The following is a 21,576-nucleotide window of genomic DNA, read 5'->3' as shown; positions in this document are numbered from 1 at the left end:
CGTATGACGGATAGCATTTCTACTCCTGGTCCCGATGAACTGGGCGCCGGCGATAATATCGTTCTTACGTTCCAGCTCGAAGGGTTAAGCGTGCGCGGTCGGTATGTCCGGCTTGGCGAGACCATGGACAAGATGTTGTCCGCGCACGATTACCCGCGCTCTGTCGCGCGTCTGGTCGGCGAGTGCGCTCTTGTGGCGATCCTGATCGGGGATTCCCTGAAATTCGATGGTCGGCTGATCGTCCAGGCGAGCGGGCCGGGCTCTCAGGGCCAGAACATTGAAGGCAATGGCGCCGTCAGCTTCGTGGTGGCCGATTTCGTGCCGGGCGAGGGCGTCAGGGCATACGCCAAGTTCGACCCTGACCGCGTGCAGGCGCTCGAAGCCCAGGCCGACGGGCCTCTGGGCCCCATCGACCTTCTGGGCAAGGGGCACTTCGTGATGACGATCGATCCGGGCGAAGGCATGGAGCGCTATCAGGGCGTCACCGCGATCGAGGGCGACACGCTGGCGGCCAGCGCGGAGCATTATTTCGCCCAGTCCGAACAGGTGCCGACCCGATTGCGTCTGGCGATCGGTCAGCAGGTGCTCGATGGCGGTGAAACTGTCTGGCGCGCCGGCGGCGCCCTGATCCAGAAGCTTGCGGGCGATGACAGCCGTCCGTCTGATGCGGAGGATTTCGAGCATGTCCTGGCGCTGTTCAATACCGTCGAGGACGCCGAGCTGATCGATCCGGATCTGACGGCGGGCCGCGTGCTCTATCGCCTGTTCCATGAGGATGGGGTTCGGGTGCAGGCCGAGCGCGAGGTCAAACGCTATTGCACCTGCGGTCGCGCTCGTCTGGCCCAACTTCTGGCGCGTTTTCCTGCTGATGATCGGGAACACATGGCCAAGGAAGACGGTTCCATCGAGATGACCTGTGAGTATTGCAAGAGCGAATGGCGCTTTACGGCGGAAGAAATCGACGCCTCCGCCAAAGCGAACGATTGATGGGTGAGGACGCAGCGGTTTTTCAGCTCAGTCCGGATCCGGCCGATGCGCGACGTCGCGCCGAGGCGGCGTTCGAAACCTGGCGGCGTCAGCACGGGCGCCAATTGCCTCGCACAGCCCGGATCGATCATGTGGGCTCGACCGCAATAGAGGGGTGCGAGACCCGCGGTGATCTCGATATCGCGGTGCGCGTTCCCGAAGACGCCTTCGGCGCCGCCCGCGATTATCTGGACCGGACCCACGCCGCCGACACTCAAGCGGCTCGCCGCAAGGGCTATGCGGCCTTCACAGCGCCGGGTTATGCGCTGGAGGTCGGCGTGCAGCTGGTGGTGATGGGGGATGAACAGGACCGGCTTCTGGACTTTCGGGACGCCCTGACCAGCGACCGGGCGCTTCTCGCGCGCTATAACGCTCTCAAGCGCGCCTACAGGGGGCGTGAAATGGCCCGGTATCGCGAAGCCAAGGCGGCCTTCATCCGGGATATTCTCGATACGTGATCAGAAGAGACTTTTAGGCTCCGCAACGTTGCATGGCGGCGGTGGACACACGGGCGCTTCAGGTCCATTAATGCGTGCCCCTACAGACTGAATTTCAATTGAAGCGGTTCATATGCGTTGTGCTGACAAAACCCTCCGGGCGTGGCGCTATGTGAATTGCCAAGCTTGGACGATCACGACGCGTTGGCACTGGATTGTCTGCGTCACCATTAATTCTTAGGGTCGACGAGTGTCCGCGCCTTACTTTTACCGATCCAACTCCAATGCTCTCGCCGACGCCCTTTTCGATCTCCGGGAGGGCCTCGAGCGCCATACGCTATGGGTCAATCTGGGGCTCCAGGAGGTGAAACAACTCTATCGTGGCTCCCTTTTGGGTGCGGCATGGATCGTGGTGTCCTTCCTGATCTTTGGGGGCGGGCTGATCTGGTTCTTTGGCGCTCTGAGTTCAACTGAAGCCTCCTGGTTCGCCGCCTACCTCCTGATCGGTCTCTGGGTCTATCAGTTCATCGCAACCGCCGCCTGTACGGTGTTGATCGCAGCTGAAGGGTGGCTGACGAGCTTGGGACGCGGGGACGCTTCGCCAACATCAACCCGCTGACCCATTACATCGCGATCGTCCGCGAACCCCTGCTGAATGGTCAGGTGGTGATGTTTCACTGGTGGCTTGTGCTGGCGATGACCTTGGTGGGCACGGTGGTGACCTTCGGGGTCTTCGCACGTTTCCGTCGCGACCTGATTTTCTGGTTATAGCGCCATGGCTCGAGTTCTCCTGCGCAATGTGGACGTCACCTTCACCTCACGTCGGGTGAAGCAGAAACCTGCCGATGCGACTCAGGCCAGCGAGGACCGGGTCTCGGGCGGTCTGATCGAGCGTCAGGGCTCTACGCTGAACGTGCGCGCAATCCGCAACATGTCGCTCCTGCTCAAACCGGGGGACCGGCTGGGCGTGGTTGGTCGGAACGGGGCGGGCAAGACGACCTTGCTGCGCACGATCGCCGGCATCTATCCGCCCAAGCGTGGCCTGGTGGCTGTGGATGGCCATATCGCCACCATGTTCAATATCGGGCTCGGCATGAATATGGATGCGTCCGGCTATGAGAATATACGGCTGGCCGGGATCGTGGCGGGCAAGACCCCGCGCGAAATAGAGGGCATGGCCGATGACATCATCCGGTTCACGGGCCTTGGCGATTATCTCGACCTGCCGATCCGCACCTATTCCCAGGGCATGGCCATGCGGTTGAAGTTCGCCTGCGCCACGGCCTTTGACGCCGATATCCTGTTGTTTGATGAATGGCTCGGAGCGGGGGACGCCGGGTTCCAGACCCGCGCCAAGGAGCGGCTGGACGACATGGTCAAGCGCTCGCGGATCATGGTTCTGGCCACCCATAACGTCAAACTCATGCAGGCGGTCTGCAATCAGGCCATCCTGATGCATGAGGGCGTGATCGTTCATCGCGGACCGGTGGATGAGGTGATCGAGCGATCCAAGGCTCTGGGCGCGTCCTAACCGCGCCAGAAGCGCGGCGCCAGCAGAACAAAAATCACCATGATCTCCAGACGGCCAATGATCATGTTGGCGGTCATCACCCATTTGGCGGGCGCCGGCAGGGTCTGGAAGGAGCCGGCCGGGCCAATGATGTCGCCCAGCCCCGGCCCCACATTGGCGAGGGTGGTGGCGGCGCCTGTCACCGCGGTCACCGGGTCCAGCCCCATCAGGCTGAGGATCGACGCGCTGACCCCGAAGGTCAGGAAAAACAGAAAGAAGAAGCCGAGCACCGAGCGCACGGTCTCGTCCGGCACCGTCTGATTGCGATAGCGGATGGGTTTGACGGCGTTCGGGCGGGCGTACTGGGCGATATAGGCGTTCATCGCCGAGGCCGCGATCTGATAGCGGAAGATCTTCACCGAACAGCTGGTCGAGCCCGCACAGCCGCCAATGAACATCAGCACGAAGAAGATGCCGGCTGCGCCCCCGCCCCAGAGCCAGAAATCCGTGACGGCATAGCCTGTTCCCGTCAGGACCGAGACCGAATTGACCGCCGCCAGTCGCCAGGCGGGCAGATGGGTGTGGTCGTGCGGATCATGGATGACCAGCCATGCCGTCAAGAGAACGGTGGCGGTGAAGGCGACCATCAGGAAGGCCCGCGCCTGCGGGTCAAAGATCAGAAGGTCAGGCCGTCCTTGCGCCGCCCTCAGAAACAGTACGAAGGGCAGGCCGGCCAGCACCATGAACACCAGCGCCACGATGTCCGCGCCGCCCTCCGAAAAGGCGCCGATCGAGCTGTCATGGGTGGAGAAACCGCCTGTGGCCACCGTCGTCATGGCGTGATTGATGGCCTCGAAGGGCGTCATCTCCGCGCCCAGATAGGCCAGGAAGCACAGGAAGGTCAGGACCAGATAGATCACGCCGACCGCCGCTGCGATCTGTCCGGCGCGCGGCAGGGCCTTCTCGGACTTGTCAGAACTTTCAAGCCGGAAGAGCTGCATGCCGCCAATCCCCAGAAGCGGCCAGATCGCCATGGCGGTGACGATGATCCCCACCCCGCCAATCCATTGCAGGATCGAGCGCCACAGGAGGATGCCGGCCGGCAGGTCCTGCAGTCCGGTCAGGACCGTGGCGCCCGTGGTGGTGATGCCGGACGTCGCCTCGAACAAAGCGTCCGTCCAGCTGATGTCGAGGCCTGACAGCTTCAGCGGGATGGCGGCGGCCACCGACAGGACAATCCAGGCGCCGCCGGTGAGCAGAATGGCGCCGCGCGGGGTGATGTCCTTGGCGGTGCCGCGGCCCATCAGCGTCATGATCCCGCCCAGCGCCAGCCCCAGCCCGCCGGCGCCGAAAAAGGCGTGCGCGGCCTGGGCGTCGTCATGCAGGTCCGCGATCGCCGGTGCGAACATGGCGGCGGACAGGCTGGCGAGCATGACGCCCAGCACGAACAGAACGGTGCGGCCAGATGCGCTCACGGGGTGCCTCGCAGCCGCTTAGTGCAGGGTGACGGTGTTGTAGGGGGAATCGAGCGCGAAGCCGGGAATGACGGCCTCGAACTTGTCTCCGCTTTCGGTGCGCATGGCGTAGCAGCCGCGCATGAAGCCGGAGGGCGTGCGCAGGGGCGCGCCAGACGTGTAGGCGAACATCTCGCCCGGCTCGATATGGGGTTGCTCGCCCACAACGCCGGGCCCGCGCACGATTTCGGTCTGGTTGAAGGCGTCCGTGATGCGCCATTCCCGACTCATCAGCTGCACGGTCTCTGCGCCCTTGTTCTCGATCTCGATCGTATAGGCCCAGACATACCGGCCTTCTTCGGGCTCTGACTCCTCCTCGAGAAAGGCCGGGCGCACGCGGATCAGAATGTCCCGGGTGACTTCTTCATACATGGGCGGCCTTCCTTGGTGAGCTCGCAAGCATCAGACCCAGATAGACGTCCGGGCTCAAGCAAAATAGTGCCCGGACGCAGCCACGCGCTTGTGCGACAGTGGCGCTTGCTGGACAAGGCCGGGTTCTAGCGCGGACACTCTGTGCGCTGAAATGATTCTGTCGCCAGCCGGATTTTGATCTGATGACCCTCGCCCCCGGCATTCTGCCTGACCGCGCCCTTCTTGACGCTCTCGCTCAGGGCTGGATCCGTTCCGGCGTTGATCTGGAACCGGGGCAGATCCAGCCCGCGAGCCTGGATCTGCGTCTGGCGCGCCGGGCCTGGCGATTGCGTGCGAGCTTCCTGCCGGGCCCCGAGCGCACGGTCACCGATTGCCTTGATGATGACGTCGTCATGCACGAGCTCGACCTTGAGGGCGGGGCCGTGCTGGAAACCGGATGCGTCTATCTCGCCGAGCTTCAGGAAGGCTTGAGCCTGCCCGAGGCCGTCGCCGCCTTCGCCAATCCCAAAAGCTCGACCGGGCGGCTGGATGTCTTCACCCGCGTGATCGGGGATCGCTCCAGCGCCTTTGACCAGGTGTGCGCGGGCTATGACGGCCCGCTTTACGTTGAGATTTCCCCGCGCACCTTCTCGGTGCTGGCCCGGCCGGGCGACCGGCTGGTGCAGGTTCGCCTGCGCGCCGGTGAGATGACGGCGCTCGACGCGGTGACGCTGTCGGTCGATCTCAAGGCCGGGGAGGGCGAGCCCGTTGGCTATCGCGCCAAGCGCCACAGCCCGCTGGTGGATCTTGTAAAGGTCGGCGAGCACGATCCCGAGCGCTTTTGGGAGCCGATCTACGCCCCCAATGGCCGCATCGTGCTCGATCCCGGCGAGTTCTACATCCTGTGTTCGCGCGAGGCCGTCAGCGTGCCGGTGGGTCAGGCCGCCGAAATGGCGCCCATCGCACCGGAGATCGGTGAGTTTCGCGCCCATTACGCCGGCTTTTTTGATCCGGGCTTCGGCGTCGATGCGGCGGGCGGAGCCGGGTCTCGCGCCGTGCTGGAAGTGCGGGGACGCGACGTGCCCTTCATCCTTGACCATGGGCAGGCGGTGGCCCGCCTCGTCTACGAACCGATGTCGTCAGAGGTAAAAACCCCCTATGGGGTGGCCGGATCGAACTATCAGGCCCAGGGCCTCAAGCTCGCCAAGCATTTCAAGAGCTGAGCGCCTCTGCGCCAGAGCGCTTGTCGCTGACCGGCAATCTGGTAAGAACATTTCAGCGCCTTGCGGGTGTAGCTCAATGGTAGAGCGAGAGCTTCCCAAGCTCCAGACGAGGGTTCGATTCCCTTCACCCGCTCCATGCTTTTCCTGACATTGTCGTTCCGAGCTTCGCCCTGCGGCGACGCGACCGGGTGCTTGGTTAACGCTTGCGGTGTAAGTCCGTCTCATGAGCGAGACCCAAGCGCCTTCCAAACGCCCCATGAGCTGGCGTCGCCGGATAAGGATCTGGCGGGCACGGCTCGACCGGGCGGCAAGGGGCGCCTGGGCCCTGCCGGCGCTCTTTGCAGGCTCGGTGCTGGAAAGCACGCTTCTGCCCTGGCCGATCGAGTTTCCCTTGCTGGCCTACATGTTGCGCGGCCGCCGTCAGGTGGTCGAGGCGACGCTGGTGGTCACGCTGGGGTCGGTGCTGGGCTGTGTGCTGAGCTATTGGGCGGGGCGGCTGGCGCTCGATCTGGCGGCGGAGTTCATCAGTGCGCGCCCCGATCTGGCCGTATCGCTGGAAGGCGCGCGAGATCGGATCGACGCCTATGGCGCGTTCGCCGTGGGCCTGTCCATGCTGTCGCCGGTGCCGGTGCAGCTGAGCTCGTTCGCCGCCGGCGCGGCGCAGATCCCGGCTCTGCTCTTTGTCGTTGCGGCGCTGATCGGGCGCCTGATGCGTTATGGCGCGATGGGCGTGCTGATCTTCCTTTTCGGCCAGCGCGTGCTCTGGGCCTGGGCGCGGCTCCCGGTCTGGCTGCGTCAGATGGCCCTGCTGGGCGTGCTGATGGTGTTCGCAGTGATGATGGGGGCGGCCATCTATCTGGTTGCAGGCGCGCCTAGCGCATGAGGCGCTGACCGGTCTCGAGCCCGAACAGGCTGAACACATGGGTCAGCAGCATCAGGAAGAACACCCCGCTAATCAGGGCGAGGGGCGTCCACGGAATAAGCCGCGGCTTGAGCGGATTTGAGGGCTTGCCGCTGCGCCAGGCGGCGAGCGCGAACAGGGCGGCTGCGACGGCCATGAGCAGGAGCGTAAGGGGAAGCGTCATCGGGCGTTTCTCTGCGGGCGCGGGAAACGCCGTGCTGGGTCTTGTCCCACAGATAGGGTTGGCGCGGCAGTTCGCGCAAGGCCTTGAGCGCGGCGGGCGCCTGCAAGAGCCAGTAGGCGGGCATGGACAGCATGTGTGAGAGCCGGGGTGAAAAGCCCGCGCGACGGGCCGCGACGCCTGCGCAGATCATGGCCGAGGCATAGGCGCACGTCATGAGGGCCGCTCCCACGGTCCAGAGTACGCTCCAGCCGGGCGCGAGGCCCAGCAGAAGCGCTCCCGCCCCCATCATCAACAGGGACGGGGCATGGATGAGGGCGCTCATCATGTTGGCGAGCACGGTGAAGGTCAGGCTCGTCACCCCGCCCCAGCCCAGCGCGTCCACCAGCCCTCTGGGATCGCGCATATGCACCAGCCAGGTGATGAAATGCCCCTTGAGCCATCGGCTGCGCTGATGCGTCCAGGCCCTGAGTGTGATCGGCGCTTCCTCAAGCGTGCCAGGCGCGACAAGACCGGCGCGCCAGCCTGATCGCGCCATTCTGAAGCCGAGATCGGCGTCTTCAGTCACATTGAACGGATCCCACCCGCCGCACGCCACAAGCGCGCTCTGGCGAAAGATATTGCTGGTGCCGCCCAATGGCAGGGGCCAGCCCAGCCGCGCCAGCAAGGGCAGAAGGGCATTGAACTGGGTGGCGTATTCAAGCGCGAACTGGGCCGTCAGCCAGTTTTCGGTGCGATTATACCATCCCAGCGGCGCCTGAATGATGCCCAGCCTGTCATCGGCGGCGAAGCATTCGGCGGCCTGACGCAACTGGTCGGGATGAGGCGCGTCTTCAGCGTCATAGACAGCGACCAGTTCGCCGCGGGCCGTCTGCAGCGCCACATTCAGCGCACGCGGCTTGGTCATCGGGCCAAGCGGGGGCAGCACGACCACGCGCAGGGCCTTGCGGCCCGCCAGCGCCCGGGCGGCGGCGCGCGTGGGCTGGTCATGGGCTTCAAGCGCCAGGATGATGTCGAGCTTGCTGCGCGGATAGTTCAACCGGGACAGGGCGGCGATCAGTCCCGGCAGGACCCTGGCCTCGTCATGAAGGGCGACAATGACGCTGATGACGGGCAGGTCCTGATCCGACACTGTGGTGCGGTCTGCATAGCGCGGCGGCATGATCGCGGCGGCGATGCGCAGGGCGCAAGCCCCCGCCACGCTGAGGGCGGCGATCAGATAGACCAGGGTGAGCGCTGTGACGCCCAGAAGGGTGAACAGGATGAGGAGGAAGACCAGCGGCCCCAGAAGCAGCGCTGCAGGCGGGTGAAGCCGGGTTCCGGCGCTGGCGTGAGGAGCGCGGCTGCGCAGGCCGAAGGCCGCATCCTCGACATCGAAGGTCCGGGCGCTTCGCGCGCCTGGCGCATGCCGTTTCCAGACGTGTCCAAACGCCAGTGTCATCGCGCCGCCCCCGTATGCGTCCGAGATGCGGCGTAGTTAATATTCCCTTAACAGGAGAATCAATCTGCTTTTGGGTTGAAATACAAAATCCGCTTTGTGGCCACCGGCCGTTTGTTCTCGATCCGGACGTCAAAGCCGGCGAGTGCGCTGGTCGGCCAGCCATAGGGCAGGTCGGACGCCGCCTCGGCCTGGACCGCCAGCATGTGGACAAGGGCTCCAATGCCCGGATTGTGTCCGACCAGCATGATCGCCTCGGCCCCGTCTTCCAGCTGCTCGGCGATGGCGCGCTCCAGCATGTCGGGAGAGGCGTGATAGAGCGCCATCGGATCATTGACGCGCGGTTCGCCGACGCTGGCGCTGATCCGTTTCCAGGTTTCACGCGTGCGCCGGGCCGGGCTGACCAGGGCATGGCTAACGGTCAGCCCCGCCTTTTCAATCGCCTGTGCGGCGCGGTCCGCATCCGCCACGCCGCGTTCGGTCAGGCCGCGATCGAAATCGTCTTCGGCCTGCATCCGGTCAACGGCTTTGGCGTGGCGCATGGCGATCAGAAGCGGCATGGGGCAGAATCCTCGGGCGACGGCATTTACTAGCACACACGGGTTGCGTTGCACGCCCCCTCACGCCAAGTAAAGCCGTGTTTGACGCCCCTCGCAAATGCTCTGATGGAGATGAATTATGGGTCTGCTGCTTGGCGATATCGCCCCGAACTTCGAAGCGGAAACCACCGAAGGCAAGATCAAGTTCCACGACTGGATCGGCGATGACTGGGTGGTCTTCTTCTCACACCCCGCCGACTACACTCCGGTGTGCACCACCGAGCTCGGTTACACCGCCAAGCTGAAAGACGAATTCGCCAAGCGCGGCGCCAAGGCCATCGCGCTCTCTGTCGATCCGATCGCCGATCACCATGGCTGGGTGAAGGATATCGAGGAGACCCAGGGCTGCACGATGAACTTCCCGATCATCGCCGACACCGATCGTTCGGTGTCCGAGCTCTACACGATGATCCACCCGAACGCCGATCCGAAGGTGACCGTGCGCGCCGTCTACATCATCGATCCGAACAAGAAGATCCGCGCCACCTTCACCTATCCGCCGAGCGCGGGCCGGAACTTCAACGAGATCCTGCGCCTGATTGATTCCCTGCAGCTCACCGACGGCTACAAGGTTGCGACCCCGGTGAACTGGGAGGATGGTCAGGACGTGATCGTCGTGCCGTCCATCTCCGACGATGAAGCCGACAAGCTGTTCCCGAAAGGCTATAACAAGATCAAGCCTTATCTGCGCACCACGCCGCAGCCGAACAAGTAAGTCTTACAGTATTTTAGCTGAAATGTGCGGCCGCTCCGGAACTCGGGGCGGCCGTTTTTCGCGCTTTCCTGGTCAAGGGTGCTTGACGTGAAGTGAGCTTTACATCATATGTGAAGCACGCTTTACACAACACGGGAGGGCGGCATGTCTGCGGAAGGAATGAAAGCGATGTGCTGGCTCGCGATGTATGCGCTGGCCTTTGGTCTGGCGCCGCTTGGCGCCGCTGCGGTCGATCCGCACGCTGCTCAGCCTGTCCCTGCTCAAACACAACCTCAGGCCTGATCGTCTCGGGAAAGGAGACCTCCATGACGTTTGCTCAGACTTTCCGCCGCATCGCCGCTGTTGCGCTTGTCAGCGTCTGCGCCCTGTCCTGGGTCACTCTGGGGCTGACGGTGCTGTTTGACGGGCCGAACCCGCTTCTCATCGCGGCCGTGATCGCCGCTGCGGTCTCGACCGAGGCGTTGTTCTGGGTGGGCGGCGCCCTGCTGGGCTGGACGGCCTTCGCCAATCGCGCGCGCCTCTGGAAGCAATTGACCGGATCGGTCTAAGGAACGAACCATGATCACATCCCTCATGCCGGAAACCGCCTCGGCGCCGAAATCGGCCCGCCAACGCTACGCCTTCAGAGCTACGGTGCTGATGCTCGGCTTCATCGGGCTCTATGTCAGCCCGGAGCTGTTCGAACTGGCGGGATCGACCCTGATCCTGCGCGCCCTCGCTGTGCTGTGCCTACTGGGTGTCGTTTATGAATTTGCCGCTCTGATGCGGGCTCTGGACGAATTGCAGCTGCGCATTCACCTGATTGCGCTCGCTTGCGCAGGCGGGGCGGTCTGCACCCTGATGACCGGCTGGGGTCTGATCGCGCTTGAGAATGATCTCAGAACCCCGGGGGCGGTGCTGGCTTTGCCCGGCATGGCCTTGGGTTATTACATTGCGCTATTCTTCATCACGCGGCGCTACGCATGAAGAACGCCATCAAGGAGTTGCGGGCGGACCGGGGCTGGAGCCAGGCGGCGCTGGCCGACAAGCTCGACGTCTCGCGCCAGACCGTGATCTCCATCGAGAACGGCAAGTATGATCCGTCCCTGCCGCTCGCCTTCAGGATTGCGCGAGTGTTCGGCCTGCCCATCGAGACGATTTTCGACGATGAGAACGCCGGCTAGTCCAGCGTGCGGCGATACCGGCTCAGGGCCAGCGCGGCGATCACCAGGAACAGCACGGCCAGCGGCCAGAGCTCGCCCGTAATGTCCGGCAATCCCGCCCCCTTCAGCATGATCTCGCGCACCGCCTTGATGAAATGGGTGGTCGGCAGGGCGTTGCCCAGCACTTGCGCCCATCCCGGCATGCCGGCGAAGGGGAACATGAAGCCGCTGAGAAGGATCGAGGGCAGAAAGACGAAGAACGTCATCTGCATCGCCTGCATCTGGCTGCGCGCGATGGTGGAGAACAAAAAGCCCAGCGACAGGTTCACCAGTACGAACAGGCTGACCGCTGCGGCGAAGGCGAAGGGGTCGCCCAGAAAGGGCACGTTGAACAGCCCCAGCGCCAGCACCAGCATCAATCCGGTCTGAAGGACGCCGACCGCGATATAGGGCGCGATCTTGCCGGCCATGACCTCGATGGGGCGCGTCGGCGTGGACAGCAGGGTCTCAAGCGTGCCGCGCTCTGCTTCGCGGGTGATCGCCATGGAGGTCATCATCGCCATGGTCATGGTCAGGATGGTCCCCAACAGCCCCGGAACGATGTTCACCGCGGTCCGGCCCGCAGGGTTATAGCGCCGGTGCACGATGGCCTCGACCGGGCTTTGATCATCCACCTGATGCGTTTCAGGGCTGAGGGCTTCGGACACGATACGGGCGAAGGCGCCCGATGCGCCCCCGGCTGCGATAGGGTCGGTCGCATCCACATCCAGAAGGATTTGCGGACGTTCGCCGCGGGCATAGGCGCGCTCGAAATCGGGCGGAATGCTGAGCACGAAGCCGGCCTGGCCGCTGACCAGAGCGTCATTCGCCGCCTCGGCCCCGTCCACGCGTCCGATGATGTCGAAATAATTGCTGGTCTCCATCGCTTCCACGACAGCGCGGCTGGCGGGTCCCCAGTCGCCGGCCTCGACCAGCGTGCGCATATGCCTGGGGTCGGAGTTGATGGCGTAGCCAAACAGCAAGAGCTGCATGACCGGGATCGCGACCATGATGGCGAAGGTGAGCCGGTCGCGCCGCATCTGGACGAACTCCTTGGCGGCGACTGCAAGCACGCGGGCGAAGGAGCCTTGAGAGCCGTCGCTCATTGTCCGCCCTCCCTTCCGGTCATCAGATAGATGAAGGCCTCTTCCAGCCCGGTCTTGGCGGGGCTGACCTCCAGCCCCTCCTGTTCGCGATAGGGGGCCAGCGCGGCTTCCAGTTGTTCCGGATCCTTGCCGCTGACATGGATGGCGGATCCGAAGCGGGCGATCTGGTCGACGCCGGGCGCTGTCTTGAGCGCCTCATAGACGGGGGACAGCGTGCGGCCTTCAATGCGCCAGGTGGTCAGGCCCACAGCGGCGGGAATGTCGCTCGCGGGTGCGTCGATCAGCTTGTGGCCATAGGCGATGAAGGCGATGAAATCGCATTGCACGGCCTCGTCCATGTAATGGGTGGAGACAAGCACGGTGACGCCCTGGGCGGCCAGCTTGCGGATGCGGTCCCAGAAATCGCGCCGCGCCTTGGGATCCACCCCGGCGGTAGGTTCATCCAGCAACAGAAGGCCGGGATTGTGGAGCGAGGCGGCGGCCAGCGCCACGCGCTGTTTCCAGCCTCCGGACAATTGCCCGGTCAGCTGTTTCGCCCTTGGGGTGAGGTCATATTCCTCAAGTGCGGCGTTCACGACCGCCTTGCGGTCTTTCAGGGCGTGCAGGCGCGCCATGAATTCAAGGTTCTCGCGCACGCTCATGTCTTCATAGAGCGAGAAGCGCTGGGTCATGTATCCCACCCGCGCCTTGATGGCGCGGGTCTGGGTCCGGATGTCATAGCCCAGCGCGGTTCCCTGGCCTTCATCGGGGGTCAGCAGGCCGCACATCATGCGGATCGTGGTGGTCTTGCCCGAGCCGTTGGGGCCGAGAAAGCCGTAGATCGCGCCCTTGGGGACCTGCATGTCGAAGTCATCAACGACGGTCTTGTCGCCGAAGCGCTTGGTCAGCCCCCGGACCTCGATGGCGTACTCGCTCATCAGCCGGCGCCCGACCGGAGTGCGAGACGGAGTGGAGCGCCGGGCGGCGGCGTCGCGCCGTCAAACCGGGCCTCGGCCCTGAAGACCAGACGGGAGCGTTCCTGATCGGAATAGATGATGGGCGGAGTAAACTCGGCTTCGGCATCGATCACGCTCAGCCGCGCCGTCATTGTGTCGGGACAGCCGTCACACTCGACCGCGAACGCATCGCCAATCTGATAGGCGCCGATCTGCTCCTCGGGCAGGAAGAGAACGGCATGCACTGCGCCATCGGGCAGGAAGCGCAAGCCGGGCGCGCCGGGGCCGGCGAGCTCGCCCTCTCGGGCCAGGACGCGCTCCACCCGGCCGTCAGCCGGCGCCCGCACGGTGCGGCGGGCCAGGCTCTCCTCCAGACGCGCCGCATCCGCCTGTGCAGCGCGGGCGGTTGCGGCCAGCGCCTGAAGCTGACCATCCCGCGCCGGCATTTCGGCGAGCGTCAGGGCTTCACTCAGCTCGGCCACCCGCGCATTGGCGGTGGCGGCCGCCGCTTCCGCCTCGTCCAGACGGGCCCTTGGGGCGAATCCCTGATCAAACAGGCGTTGGGCGCGGTTGAGCGCGTCCCTGGCGCGGACCTGTTCCGCGCGCGCCTGGCTCAGACGGTCCCGGGCGGCTTCCACCTCCGGCGCCCGTCCGCCGGTCGAGGCGTCGGCCAGGCGGGCCTCGGCGGCTTCGGCCTGTTGACGCGCCGCTTCAAGCGCAAGCCGTTCCGCCTCGCTTTCCAGTGACAATAAGGGCTCGCCCGCCGTCACTCTTTGCCCGTCCGTCACCCTGACGGTCTCCACGCGCCCGCTGGTTTCCGGCGCCAGCATCAGGAAGTCGCCTTCCGCATACCCGTAAAGCACCTCTGTGGCGGGCGGCGCGCAGGCGGTGAGGGTGAGCAGAATGAAGGCTGATAGAGCTGTGCGCATGTCAGCGCTCCCTGTGATGAGGCGGGGCGGGTTTGAGGCCATGAAGGAGAAAGTCGGCGAGCTGGTCGGCGAGCTCCGCCGGTTCAAGCTCGGGATCGCCCTCCTGAGCGAACAGGGTGGTGACAAGGACATGGGCGAGGACCGGCCCCATGAAGGCGCGAAGGGCGACCGGGGTCTGCACGGTGCGGAAGACGCCCTGCTCCATCCCCGCGGTGAGGATGCGGGTGAGGGCGGCCTGTCCGACATTGATCACGCGCTGACGGTAAAAGTTCGCAAGGTCCGGGAAGCGCGCGGCTTCGGCGAGGATGAGGCGCGGCGCGGCCGAGATTTCAGGCTGCGAGAGCGTGCTCAGGGCCATCCGCAGGCCTGTGCGCAGGGCGACTTCCGGATCAAGTTCCGCGCCCGCTTCCGCAAGGTCGCTCAGCGCATCGGCGACGCGCGCGGCGGATTGCTCGACCAGCGCTTCCAGCATGGCTTCCTTGGACGGGAAGTAGAGATAGACCGCGCCCTTGGACAGTCCGGCGCGTCGGGCGATGTCCTCGACCCGGGCGCTGGCGAAACCGGTTTGCGTGAAGACGTCGAGCGCCGCTGCAAGGATTTCCTCGGGGCGGGCTTCGGGGCGTCGGCGGCGGAGGGGCGCGGTCATGCCTCTTCATAACTGACCAGGTGGTCAGTAACAACATGAAACTGACCCGTGGGTCATTAAGGTTTCGTGACGGGCTTCAGGCTCTCCACGCACGCCAGCACAGTTGACCGGACGGAGCTGGAGTTCTACTTGCGCTGCTTCAATCCACTTCACAGTAGGAAATGAGACCCGCGATGACCGATTTCGCCGCGCTCGCCCAGAACGCCAAGGCCTGGCCCTTTGAACAGGCGCGCCTGGTGGAGAAACGGGTGAAGAAGAGCGGGCTCAAGGGCGATGCGGTCATCTTCGAGACCGGCTACGGCCCGTCGGGCCTGCCCCATATCGGCACTTTCGGCGAAGTGGCGCGAACCGCGATGGTGCGCCACGCCTTCCGCGTGCTCACCGAGGATCAGTATCCGACCAAGCTCATCGCCTTCTCCGATGACATGGACGGCATGCGCAAGGTGCCCTCCAACCTGCCCAATCAGGACATGCTGGTTGAGCATCTGGGCAAGCCGCTGACCGATGTGCCGGACCCGTTCGGCACGCATGACGGCTTCGCCCAGCACAATAATGCGCGTTTGCGGGCCTTTCTCGACAGTTTCGGCTTTGAATACGAGTTCCGCTCAGCCACGCAGGAATACCGTTCGGGCGCCTTCGACGAGACGCTCATCCGGGCGCTCGAGAAGTTCGATGACATCATGGCGGTGATGCTGCCCACGCTGGGTGCGGAGCGTCAGGCGACCTATTCGCCCTTCCTGCCGATCTCGCCGACCACAGGCCGGGTGCTCTATGTGCCGATGAAGGCCATCGACGCCAAGGCCGGCACGATCACCTTCGAGGATGAGGACGGGACCGACATCACCCTGCCGGTGACGGGCGGGAACACCAAGCTTCAATGGAAGCCTGATTTCGGCATGCGCTGGGCGGCGCTGGGCGTTGATTTCGAGATGTTCGGCAAGGACCACCAGGCCAATGCGCCGATCTATTCCAGGATCTGTCGCATTCTCGGCGTCGAGCCGCCGGTGCAATATGTCTACGAGCTGTTCCTGGATGATCAGGGCGAGAAGATTTCCAAGTCCAAGGGCAATGGCCTGTCGGTCGAGGAATGGCTCAGCTATGCGCCGCAGGAATCGCTGTCCATGTACATGTTCCAGAAGCCGCGCACGGCCAAGCGCCTGTATTTCGACGTGATCCCCAAGGCGGTGGACGAGTATCGCCAGCATCTGCGCGCCTATCCCGATCAGGCCGAGGACAAGCAGCTGGAGAACCCGGTCTATCACATCCATGACGGCGAACCGCCCAAGGCGGGCGCGGACATCAGCTATTCCCTGCTGCTGAACCTCGTCTCCGCGGCCAACGCGCCGGACAAGGCGACGCTCTGGGGTTTCATCGCCAAGTATGCCCCGGACGTGACGCCGGAGAGCGATCCGTTCCTGGATCGTCTGGCGGGCTATGCGCTGGCCTATTACGAAGAGCAGGTCAAACCGCACAAGACCTATCGCGCCCCCACCGATATGGAGCGGGCGGCGATGCAGGATCTGCTGGCGCGGTTCAGGGCGCTCGATCCGGCTGAAACTGACGCCGAGCTGATCCAGACCGAGGTCTACGCTGCGGGCAAGAGCCAGCCGTTCGAGAATCTGCGCGACTGGTTCCAGGGGCTCTATGAAGTCCTGCTGGGGCAGAGCCAGGGGCCACGCTTTGGCGGTCTTGCCGCGCTCTATGGCTTGCCGGGCACGATCGCGCTGATCGAGCGGGCGTTGGCGGGCGAGGATCTGTCTAAAGCCTAGGTTGCGCCAAAGCCGAGGAAGCGCCCCGCAGCATGACTGTTGCGGGGTTTTTCCGGTTTTGGAATGCAATCCCAGATGTGTTGACCGCTCAACCGATGGGGCGTCATAATTCTCCTCAATAGTGTGCAGATTCAACTCATGATTTGACGCGCGGCAAGCCGAGGTTGGGTCATCCTGAGCACAGCAAAGGGCTTGTCAGCCCGTAACAAAGGAGACTTACATGAAAGCGTTCACTCTTGGTCTTTCACTTGTCGCTTCGGCTGCGGCGCTTGCTGTCCTCCCGGCCTCTGCGGTTTCTGCAGGGCAGCCTGAGCCTGTCTACTACATCACTTATTATGCGGATGCGGCGATGACCCAGCCGGTCGGCTATGTTCAGCAGGTCTGCGACAGCTGGGGCGTCGGCTATGGCCCGACCTTCGGGGAGTATGGTCCTTATGAAGACCGTTTCCTCGCTGGCTATTGCCAGGATGGCGTCCTGATCTGGATCTAGGACATCGCCGTCATCTGGACGTGTTTTCCAGCGCTATGACTCCGAACCCCGCCGTTCTGAACGGCGGGGTTTTTACTTTTGGGTTGTTGACGAAACAACCAACAGGCGTATCCTGTTTCTTGTGGGTCAGTCACCGGCGTCGCTCAGGCAATCAACCTGAAATCCGTCGTCGGGGAACTCAAACTGCGTCGAACCCTGCCCCTGAGGGGCGTTCACCCGCTGCGGGCTGTTCATGACAGCGCGCTAGCGCGAGGAGGAGACGAACTCATGACTTTCAGGATTGTTGGAGCGGCCGTGGCGGCCGGCGTTGTGCTCAGCGCAGCATCCCTGGCGATGTGGCCCGACTCCGTCCGGATGTACGAGTACACCTATTACAGCGACGCCAGCAAAACGACCCAGGTCGGTTTCTCGTTCGATCAGTGCATCAACGGGCACGTCGTGCCCGGCCAGGCGCATGGCACGGCGACCGCGTACTATACCCGTCATGTGATCGGTCAGTGCCCCGGCTATCTGTACTAGCCGCCAGTCCTTTCTGAAATTCCACTCAATTGGAGACCCCCATGCTGAACTACAAAGCTGTCCTGGGCGCTGCCGTCCTGGCCGTCGGCGCCATGAGCGGACTGACCTCGCAGGCCGGATCCGCCGAACCGATGTTTTTCTATTTCTTCTATTCCGACGCCAGCAAGACCGACATGGTCGGCTTCCGTCGGGATGTCTGCACCAATGGCTATGTCACCTCAGGCCCCGTGGCCGGCTATGTGACGGCCTATTATGACACGGAACTGATCGGTCAGTGCCCTGGCTATCTGTATTGAACGAGCGGGCGAGGGGCGGCTTGCGCCCGCTCCTCGCAGCGCTTGCTGATGCGCCCTCGGCGCAATCGGGCGCGCGTTGACGAGCGAGGGCTGTTTCAAGCCAGGCGGCTCGCGTATGCCCAGACACGCCGACGCGGCCCGTTGTCTCCTCAATCGCTCCCGCCATCCTGAATGGGGCCTGCTTTGGGGCGGTCTTTACCCGACGCTTTGGCGTCAAATGCCACTTAGTAATTGAATATATTAGAGAATATGAGTTTTCCACAAGCTGTAAGAAAGTGTGACATAAAACTGCAAAAATATCTGAAGTCGCATAAGTTGTTCTGAAATTTGCAGAATTGAGCGATGCGACCGGACTGCGCCCTGCGAGGAATTTTCCAAACGGCCAAAATTATTTATATAAATCAGTCAATTAAACATTTTAGGGAATCGTGAAATTTAACGTCGACTCCCACTTTTCATCCGTATCCAGATGTATTACATTTATATGACTGTTGGGTGACAGAACAATAACCAAGGCGAAAGTCGAGACTTCAGCGCGCAGGCTTCACCCCCCTGGAGAAGGACTGGACCGGCTCAAGCCCCAATAGCGGACCGCAATGCCGAGAGGCGCGGCGGGCCGTGTCAAAAATGAGGAGTGAACCCAATGAAGCATCTCATCAAAACCGTCGCCGCTGCGTCCGTCCTGGCTTCGGCCGGCCTGTTCGCCGCCAGCGCGCAGCAATCCCAGGAATTCACCTTCGCCGTGGACCGCGCCGAGTTAACTTCCGAGCAGGCTGTTCGCGTGGCCTATCAGCGTCTCAACGTGGAAGCCGCTCGCTATTGCGAGGCGCTCGCCCTGCAGGCCAACGAACAGGCGTATTGCCGCGCCGACGTTGTCGAGCATGTGGTCAGCGCCGTGTCTCATGAAGGGTTGAGCTCCCTTCATGTGGAGCGCACCCGTGAAGCCCGCTACGTGGCGGATCGCGGCTAGGCTCGACCTTCCGCAGTCACGGGTCCGCCCGTGCGTTTCAAGACGGCCCGCCAGCGTTCAGCTGGCGGGCCGTTTGCTTTGGTCCAGGCCGTTTATACCCGGCATAGGGGTTTGCGCGACAATTTGACTCCCAAAAGGCGAGTAAATAGCCTGAAGTCTCCAGACAGGAGAACCGCCATGAAAATGCTTGCTACTGTTTGCGCAGCCCTGACCCTCACGGCTGGCGTGGCCGGCGCGCTTTATGCGCGATCCATCGAACCGGTCTACAGCACTGTCTATTACAGTGACGCCTCGAAAACCGAAGTCGTCGGGCTGAGCATTGAAATGTGCCTGCAGGGCGGCGTTGTGCCGGGCCCGGTCTCGGGGACGCAGACAGCGTACAGCACGTCCAGCATCATCTATTACTGCGACACGGCGACCGGTTCGATTGCGCCGTGATCAATCGCGGCTGAACGCTCTGGCGTGATGCGATTGCGCCAGAGCCGGCCCCGCCACTGACGACGAAGCGTCTTGACGCTGTATCCAGCCTCTTCAATGCTCAGGCCCCAGAGGGCAGGGTGCGCCTGCCTGTCACCTTCAAGCCGGAGCACCCCATGGACCACCTCAAGTCCGCCATTCGCACCATTCCCGATTATCCCAAGCCCGGCATCATGTTCCGGGATGTGACGACGCTGCTGGGCGATCCGGGCGCATTTCGCGCTGCGGTGGATGCGATGGTCTTTCCCCATGCGGGCAAGAAGATCGACAAGGTCGCGGGGATCGAGGCGCGCGGTTTCATCCTGGGAGGCGCGGTTGCGCACCAGCTTTCGGTCGGCTTCGTGCCGATCCGAAAGAAGGGCAAGCTGCCGCACAAGACGATCAGCCAGTCCTATGAGCTTGAATACGGCACGGACGAGGTCGAGATCCATACCGACGCCATCAAGCCGGGCGAGAGCGTCCTGATCGTGGATGACCTGATCGCCACCGGCGGCACCGCCGAAGCGGCGATCAAGCTGATCCGGGCGGCAGGAGGCGAGGTGGTCGGCTGCTCCTTCGTCATCGACCTGCCCGATATTGGCGGCGCCAAGCTGATCGAGAGCCATGGCGTGAAGGTGGCGAGCCTGGTGGCGTTCGAAGGCGAATAGGGCCTTTTCAAACGCGAATGAAAAAGCCCCGGAGCAGCGCTCCGGGGCTTTCTCGTTCTGAATGTAGGCTGTCGCGCTTATTCGATGAAATTGCGCACGTCCTCAGCCAGCTGCTCGATCGAGGGCTGGTGCAGATACATCATGTGACCGGCCGGGTAGTAATGCATGTCGATCCGGCTCTGGTCATAACCGGGGCGGTTGAAGGTCAGCTCGGTCGCGAAGAACGGCGTGGCGAGGTCGTAATAGCCATTGGCCACCATCACGCGCATATCGCTGTTCTGACGCATGGCGCGCTCCAGCCAGGGCGAGACATTGACATAGCTGTTCTCGCCGCCTGCCGGGCCAGCGTCCCAGTTCCACTGACGCACGCCGCCCAGCGGCGTGTAGGGACGGGTGATGTCCACGCCCAGGGTGCGGGTGTAGTAATCGAGCATCGAGGCGGTGTAGGCGCCGTCAATGCCATAGCCGGAGGGATCGCCCTCGGGATTTTCAGAGACGCCATCTTCCTCGGGTCCGGTGAAGCGGGCGTCGAACCGACCAACGGACACGCCCTGATCGCGCAGCAACTCCGTGCGGAAGCGCGACAGGTTCACCCGCATGTTGGCGCGCTCGATAAAGGCGCGGGACAGACCGGTGAAGCTCGCCAGACGATCAATAACGGCGGCGCGGGTTTGCGGGTCGATGTTCTGACCGCGCACCAGGGCCGGCAGGTATTCGTCCGTGGCGAAGCTGCGCGACGCCTCGATGAAAGCGTCGAAATCATTGTTCCAGGCGCTGCGATCCACCTTCTCGTGATACCAGGCTGCCGCCGCATAGCCGGGCAGCAGGCCGACATAGGCGACCTCATTGCCCGGATCCGTGGCGTCGAGCGAGAAGTCCAGAACCGAGGAAATCAGGATGACGCCATTGATGGACACGTCATTCCAGCCGGCCTCGAGCTGACGCATCAGCGCGGCGGAGCGCGTGGTGCCATAGCTTTCGCCGATGATGTATTTCGGCGAGGCCCAGCGCTGGTTCTCGGTCAGCCAGCGACGAATGAAATCCGCCACCGACCGGGCGTCCTCATCCACGCCCCAGAATTCCTCGCCTGCATCGGTGTCGCCCAGCGGACGGCTCCAGCCCGTGCCCACCGGGTCGATGAAGACCAGATCAGCCGCGTCGATCAGGCTTTCGGGGTTCTCGCGCACGGTGAAGGGCGCTGCGCCGTCATCGCCCGGCGGTTCGCTGGGCAGAACCACGCGCTGCGGGCCGAACATGCCCATGTGCAGCCAGAGCGAGGCCGAGCCCGGCCCGCCATTGAAGATGAAGGCCACCGGACGCGTGCGCGGATCGGACACGCCGTCACGCAGATAGGTGGTGGAGAAGATCGAGCCGGTCGGCTCGCCGTCTTCATTCTCCAGATAGGTCTCGGCGGCGATGGCGCGATAGCGAACGCGTTCGCCCCCCGCATTGACCTGGCCGGTCGATTCCCAGCGACCCGCTTCCGGGATCTCGGGCGTGTCGTCATTCTGGGCCAGTACGGGCGTTGCAAGCATGAGCGCTGCGCTCAGCGCAGCTGCGGCGGTACGGAACATGTCCGTCTCCTTTCCCCTTGTCGCCTCACGTCCCGAAGCGGGCCGGGCGCGAGTGTCATGATGGTCTGTTGTGAGGACCCAGGCGGTCGCTGGTCAAGTTCAGACATATGCCTGTCCCCAAACGAAAACCGCCCCCGTCCGG

General features: G+C 63.5%; 26 protein-coding genes and 1 tRNA gene. 18 read left to right on the top strand and 9 right to left on the bottom strand.

The genetic code is table 11. The annotated features are described in order from the left end of the window. Positions 1 to 3: 3 nt before the first annotated feature. From OA2633_RS06620 to OA2633_RS06600, 4 genes are all read left to right on the top strand, one after another. A complete protein-coding gene (locus OA2633_RS06620; protein ID WP_040612512.1) occupies positions 4 to 987 on the top strand; it encodes an Hsp33 family molecular chaperone in 984 nt (327 codons plus the stop codon). Continuing rightward, positions 987 to 1,484 carry a GrpB family protein gene (locus OA2633_RS06615; protein WP_009801732.1) on the top strand — a complete coding sequence of 166 codons (498 nt, stop codon included), beginning with the start codon at positions 987 to 989 and terminating at the stop codon, positions 1,482 to 1,484. Before OA2633_RS06620 ends, OA2633_RS06615 begins: the two co-directional genes overlap by 1 nt. A gap of 546 nt (positions 1,485 to 2,030) precedes the next feature. Beyond that, positions 2,031 to 2,234 carry a polysaccharide/polyol phosphate export systems, permease component gene (locus tag OA2633_RS06605; RefSeq protein WP_009801730.1) on the top strand — a complete coding sequence of 68 codons (204 nt, stop codon included), beginning with the start codon at positions 2,031 to 2,033 and terminating at the stop codon, positions 2,232 to 2,234. 4 nt (positions 2,235 to 2,238) lie between these two features. Further along, a complete protein-coding gene (locus OA2633_RS06600; protein WP_009801729.1) occupies positions 2,239 to 2,994 on the top strand; it encodes an ABC transporter ATP-binding protein in 756 nt (251 codons plus the stop codon). Here OA2633_RS06600 and OA2633_RS06595 read toward each other — a convergent pair. Together OA2633_RS06595 and apaG are read right to left on the bottom strand one after the other, a co-directional pair. Beyond that, positions 2,991 to 4,448, bottom strand: coding sequence for a TrkH family potassium uptake protein (locus tag OA2633_RS06595; protein WP_009801728.1), 1,458 nt, complete (start codon positions 4,446 to 4,448; stop codon positions 2,991 to 2,993). The two genes, OA2633_RS06600 and OA2633_RS06595, sit on opposite strands and share 4 nt — an antisense overlap. A gap of 18 nt (positions 4,449 to 4,466) precedes the next feature. Beyond that, positions 4,467 to 4,859: a Co2+/Mg2+ efflux protein ApaG gene (gene apaG, locus OA2633_RS06590; RefSeq protein WP_009801727.1), complete on the bottom strand. Its 393-nt coding sequence runs from the start codon at positions 4,857 to 4,859 to the stop codon at positions 4,467 to 4,469. Between the two features lie 182 nt (positions 4,860 to 5,041). Between apaG and OA2633_RS06585 the strand changes: the two genes are divergently transcribed. The 3 genes from OA2633_RS06585 to OA2633_RS06575 all read left to right on the top strand — a co-directional run bounded on the left by OA2633_RS06585 (position 5,042) and on the right by OA2633_RS06575 (position 6,944). Then, complete coding sequence (locus tag OA2633_RS06585) at positions 5,042 to 6,061, top strand: 2'-deoxycytidine 5'-triphosphate deaminase domain-containing protein (RefSeq protein ID WP_009801726.1); 1,020 nt, start codon at positions 5,042 to 5,044, stop codon at positions 6,059 to 6,061. A gap of 62 nt (positions 6,062 to 6,123) precedes the next feature. Continuing rightward, positions 6,124 to 6,197, top strand: a tRNA-Gly gene (locus tag OA2633_RS06580). Positions 6,198 to 6,284: 87 nt separating this feature from the next. After that, positions 6,285 to 6,944 carry a YqaA family protein gene (locus OA2633_RS06575; protein ID WP_009801725.1) on the top strand — a complete coding sequence of 220 codons (660 nt, stop codon included), beginning with the start codon at positions 6,285 to 6,287 and terminating at the stop codon, positions 6,942 to 6,944. Positions 6,945 to 7,012: 68 nt separating this feature from the next. Here the strand turns inward: OA2633_RS06575 and OA2633_RS06570 are convergent, their stop codons facing one another. Continuing rightward, entirely contained in the window at positions 7,013 to 8,584 is a 1,572-nt protein-coding gene (locus tag OA2633_RS06570; RefSeq protein WP_009801723.1) for a glycosyltransferase, read from the bottom strand. Between the two features lie 59 nt (positions 8,585 to 8,643). After that, the gene (locus OA2633_RS06565) at positions 8,644 to 9,141 is read right to left on the bottom strand and encodes a histidine phosphatase family protein (RefSeq protein WP_009801722.1); all 498 of its coding nucleotides are present in this window, start codon (positions 9,139 to 9,141) and stop codon (positions 8,644 to 8,646) included. Between the two features lie 118 nt (positions 9,142 to 9,259). On the opposite strand from OA2633_RS06565, the gene OA2633_RS06560 reads away from it, so the two are divergent. From OA2633_RS06560 to OA2633_RS06545, 4 genes are all read left to right on the top strand, one after another. Next, positions 9,260 to 9,895, top strand: coding sequence for a peroxiredoxin (locus OA2633_RS06560; RefSeq protein WP_009801721.1), 636 nt, complete (start codon positions 9,260 to 9,262; stop codon positions 9,893 to 9,895). 305 nt (positions 9,896 to 10,200) lie between these two features. Further along, positions 10,201 to 10,443: a hypothetical protein gene (locus OA2633_RS06555; RefSeq protein WP_009801720.1), complete on the top strand. Its 243-nt coding sequence runs from the start codon at positions 10,201 to 10,203 to the stop codon at positions 10,441 to 10,443. A 10-nt stretch (positions 10,444 to 10,453) separates the two neighbouring features. Continuing rightward, the gene (locus OA2633_RS06550; RefSeq protein WP_009801719.1) at positions 10,454 to 10,861 is read left to right on the top strand and encodes a hypothetical protein; all 408 of its coding nucleotides are present in this window, start codon (positions 10,454 to 10,456) and stop codon (positions 10,859 to 10,861) included. Next, positions 10,858 to 11,058, top strand: coding sequence for a helix-turn-helix transcriptional regulator (locus OA2633_RS06545; RefSeq protein WP_009801718.1), 201 nt, complete (start codon positions 10,858 to 10,860; stop codon positions 11,056 to 11,058). Before OA2633_RS06550 ends, OA2633_RS06545 begins: the two co-directional genes overlap by 4 nt. Here OA2633_RS06545 and OA2633_RS06540 read toward each other — a convergent pair. The 4 genes from OA2633_RS06540 to OA2633_RS06525 are packed head-to-tail and all read right to left on the bottom strand — an operon-like array spanning position 11,055 to position 14,692. After that, positions 11,055 to 12,182, bottom strand: a complete 1,128-nt coding sequence (locus OA2633_RS06540) for an ABC transporter permease (RefSeq protein WP_009801717.1) — start codon at positions 12,180 to 12,182, stop codon at positions 11,055 to 11,057. The genes OA2633_RS06545 and OA2633_RS06540 overlap by 4 nt on opposite strands. Then, positions 12,179 to 13,099, bottom strand: coding sequence for an ABC transporter ATP-binding protein (locus OA2633_RS06535; RefSeq protein WP_009801716.1), 921 nt, complete (start codon positions 13,097 to 13,099; stop codon positions 12,179 to 12,181). Before OA2633_RS06535 ends, OA2633_RS06540 begins: the two co-directional genes overlap by 4 nt. After that, the gene (locus tag OA2633_RS06530) at positions 13,099 to 14,046 is read right to left on the bottom strand and encodes an HlyD family secretion protein (RefSeq protein WP_009801715.1); all 948 of its coding nucleotides are present in this window, start codon (positions 14,044 to 14,046) and stop codon (positions 13,099 to 13,101) included. Before OA2633_RS06530 ends, OA2633_RS06535 begins: the two co-directional genes overlap by 1 nt. 1 nt (position 14,047) lies before the next feature. Further along, complete coding sequence (locus tag OA2633_RS06525) at positions 14,048 to 14,692, bottom strand: TetR/AcrR family transcriptional regulator (protein WP_009801714.1); 645 nt, start codon at positions 14,690 to 14,692, stop codon at positions 14,048 to 14,050. Between the two features lie 173 nt (positions 14,693 to 14,865). On the opposite strand from OA2633_RS06525, the gene OA2633_RS06520 reads away from it, so the two are divergent. The 7 genes from OA2633_RS06520 to OA2633_RS06490 all read left to right on the top strand — a co-directional run bounded on the left by OA2633_RS06520 (position 14,866) and on the right by OA2633_RS06490 (position 19,860). Further along, positions 14,866 to 16,461 carry a lysine--tRNA ligase gene (locus tag OA2633_RS06520; protein ID WP_009801713.1) on the top strand — a complete coding sequence of 532 codons (1,596 nt, stop codon included), beginning with the start codon at positions 14,866 to 14,868 and terminating at the stop codon, positions 16,459 to 16,461. Between the two features lie 220 nt (positions 16,462 to 16,681). Continuing rightward, on the top strand, positions 16,682 to 16,951 hold the full coding sequence (locus OA2633_RS06515) for a hypothetical protein (RefSeq protein WP_009801712.1): 270 nt from the start codon (positions 16,682 to 16,684) through the stop codon (positions 16,949 to 16,951). A gap of 267 nt (positions 16,952 to 17,218) precedes the next feature. Continuing rightward, positions 17,219 to 17,470, top strand: coding sequence for a hypothetical protein (locus OA2633_RS06510; protein WP_009801711.1), 252 nt, complete (start codon positions 17,219 to 17,221; stop codon positions 17,468 to 17,470). A 41-nt stretch (positions 17,471 to 17,511) separates the two neighbouring features. Then, a complete protein-coding gene (locus OA2633_RS06505) occupies positions 17,512 to 17,766 on the top strand; it encodes a hypothetical protein (protein WP_009801710.1) in 255 nt (84 codons plus the stop codon). Between the two features lie 643 nt (positions 17,767 to 18,409). Further along, complete coding sequence (locus OA2633_RS06500) at positions 18,410 to 18,736, top strand: UrcA family protein (protein WP_009801709.1); 327 nt, start codon at positions 18,410 to 18,412, stop codon at positions 18,734 to 18,736. Positions 18,737 to 18,913: 177 nt separating this feature from the next. Continuing rightward, a complete protein-coding gene (locus OA2633_RS06495; RefSeq protein ID WP_009801708.1) occupies positions 18,914 to 19,174 on the top strand; it encodes a hypothetical protein in 261 nt (86 codons plus the stop codon). A gap of 155 nt (positions 19,175 to 19,329) precedes the next feature. Continuing rightward, positions 19,330 to 19,860, top strand: a complete 531-nt coding sequence (locus OA2633_RS06490) for an adenine phosphoribosyltransferase (RefSeq protein ID WP_040612509.1) — start codon at positions 19,330 to 19,332, stop codon at positions 19,858 to 19,860. Positions 19,861 to 19,937: 77 nt separating this feature from the next. On the opposite strand, the gene OA2633_RS06485 is transcribed toward OA2633_RS06490, so the two are convergent. Next, a complete protein-coding gene (locus tag OA2633_RS06485) occupies positions 19,938 to 21,434 on the bottom strand; it encodes a S10 family peptidase (protein ID WP_009801706.1) in 1,497 nt (498 codons plus the stop codon). Between the last annotated feature and the right edge of the window lie 142 nt (positions 21,435 to 21,576).

This window comes from Oceanicaulis sp. HTCC2633 (assembly GCF_000152745.1).
Lineage (GTDB): Bacteria > Pseudomonadota > Alphaproteobacteria > Caulobacterales > Maricaulaceae > Oceanicaulis.
This window is presented reverse-complemented; position numbering and strand designations above follow the sequence as displayed.